Genomic DNA, 2,399 nt, shown 5'->3' with positions numbered 1-2,399 from the left:
ATGCTCGGCCTCACCCGCCTGCGCCTGCAAGACGCAACCCACCGTGACGAACAAGGCGCCCACCACGACACCTGACCTCTGCAAGATCAGCCGTACTCACCTCTGCACTCCAACGAGTACCCCGACAGCTGCAGGGCCGTCCCGGCGGCGAGGTCCCACAGCCGCACAGTTTGGCTGCCCGCAGTGACCGCTACCACCCGCCGGTCCGGCAACACCGCCGTTGCCACTGCGTCCACGCCGTATCGGTGGGCGGTCAACGGCACCCCAACAGCGGTGGCAGCGGCCACATCCCACACTCGCACTTTCCCGTCGCCGCTACCGACAACCGCCACCACCCGACCATCGGGTAGCACTGCGGTCGCCACCGCCTTTACCACGTACTTGTTTCCTGGCCACAGGACCCCGAGGTGCTCCCCGGCGGCGACATCCCACAGCCGGATCCGTCCGTCGTAGCCCGCAGTGACGGCCACCACTCGCCGATCCGGAAGCATCGCCGTTGCCACCGCCCGCACACCCTTCCCCCGGCGGGTCCATGCCGCGCCTACGGGCCTTTGAGCGGCGAGATCCCACACCCGCGCTGGCCCGTCCGCACTGCCGATAATGGCCACCAGGCGCCCATCGGGCATCACCGCCGTTGCCACCGCCCGCACGCCGTGGCCGATCAGCAGCTCACCCAGCGGGGTCCCAGCGGCCGCATCCCAGACCCGCACCCGCCCGTCCAAGCCTCCACCGGTGATTACCACCCTCCGCCCGTCAGGCATCACGGCCGAAGCTATTGCAGTAACAGCGCCGACGTGCCCGGTCAACGGGGCACGTCGCGACAGGACGGCAGGGACATCCCACATCGCGGTCCCGGTTGCGGCATCCCAAGCCCGCACTGTCCCGTCGCCGCTACCGCTAACCGCAACTGCTCGCCCGTCGGGCAGGATCGCCGAAGCCACGGACCATACGCCGCCCTCTTCGGTGGGCAGCCCCAGGCCCCCACCCATCCCCGGAGTGATATCCCACACCCGCAACCCCGCGCCGAGGGTGACCGCGACCAGCCGCCCATCAGGCAGCACCGCCGGAGCCACCGCTCGCACTGGATAGTTATGGGCAGTACGTGGCCTATCCAGCGTCGTCCCCGTAACGAGATCCCATACCAGAACCGTTCCATCACCGCCGCCGGTAACCGCCACCACCCGCCCATCGGGCAGCACTGCGGAAGCCACAGTGTCCACCGAGCCCTCTCTTTGGCCCGGATGGAGCCGTCGACCCGTCCCGGCGGCCAGGTCCCAAACCTGCACCGACCCATTGCTGAAGCGCTCGACGACTATCGCCACCACCCGATCATCAGGCAGCACTGCCGTAGCCACCGCCTCCACGCCACCGGAGTGGCGGGTTAACGGGTCACCCACTGCGATTCCGGCGGCCAGGTCCCACACCAGCACGGCTTCATCACGGCCGCCGGTAACCGCCACGACCCGCCCGTCGGGCAGCACCGCCGAAGCCACCGCCTTGACGCCGCCCTCATGGGCAGTCAGCGGCAAACCGGCCGCTGTCCCAGCGCTCAGGTCCCATACCCGCACCGTCCCGTCCTCGAATCCGCCGCCCGAGATGGCAACCATCCGCCCATTGGGCAGCACCGCCGTAGCCACCGCCTCCACCGGACCGCGGTGACCCGTCAACGGGGAACCCATCGCCGTGCCAGCAACAAGGTCCCAAACCCGCACCGTCCCGTCCTGCCCGCCGGTGACGGCAACCACTCGCCCATCGGGCAGCACCGCCGTAGCCACCGCCTTCACGGCACCGCGGTGACCGATCAACGAGACATCCAGCGCCGTGCCAGCAACAAGGTCCCAAACCCGCACCGTCCCGAGGTCACCGGTGACCGCAACCACCCGTCCATCGGGCAGCACCGCCGTCGCCACGGCCACTCCCCCGGCCCGCGGGAGTATCTCCTGGACGCTCGTTCGAGGGCGCGCCCAACGAACGTGCCAGGGACTGCCGATGGGTGCGTGGAGCGGCTGCTGGTTAAGGGCAGCATGGAGGCTGATCGCTGCGGCATTGCGTTCGGGACGTTGCCAGCTCCATAAATGGCTGACCTGGCGGATCACCGGCAGCAGCGGCAGCGGCCGTGCCGGATGCCGACCGGAGCGTCGGCTGGCGGCGGAGCGCAGCCGCATCGGATCGATGTACGGCAGGAAAGCCTCGGGAAGGGCGCGTTGATCGAGGGCGTCACCGGCGACCGCGTGCTCGGCTAGGTGGCGACGGATGTAGGCCGGGGGCGTTTGGTCGCAGTCAATGGTCGCGGGGACGTCGGCGAAGCGGGAAAGTTCCCGCGCGATACGGGCCTCGACGGCACGGACCTCTGCCTCGACCGGCGAGGGCTCGCTGGGGTCCGGCGGGGGCGTGGGGGT

1 protein-coding gene is annotated in these 2,399 nt (G+C 69.8%); it reads right to left on the bottom strand.

Annotated elements, in window-relative coordinates; genetic code table 11:
- Positions 1-86 precede the first annotated feature (86 nt).
- Positions 87-2,399, bottom strand: a 2,313-nt coding sequence (locus tag DLJ47_RS34530) for a WD40 repeat domain-containing protein (RefSeq protein WP_199236132.1), incomplete at its 5' end; no start/stop codon positions are given.

Origin of the sequence: Micromonospora sp. S4605, from assembly GCF_003176715.1 — a bacterium.
Classification (GTDB): Bacteria; Actinomycetota; Actinomycetes; order Mycobacteriales; family Micromonosporaceae; genus Micromonospora; species Micromonospora echinaurantiaca.
This window is presented reverse-complemented; position numbering and strand designations above follow the sequence as displayed.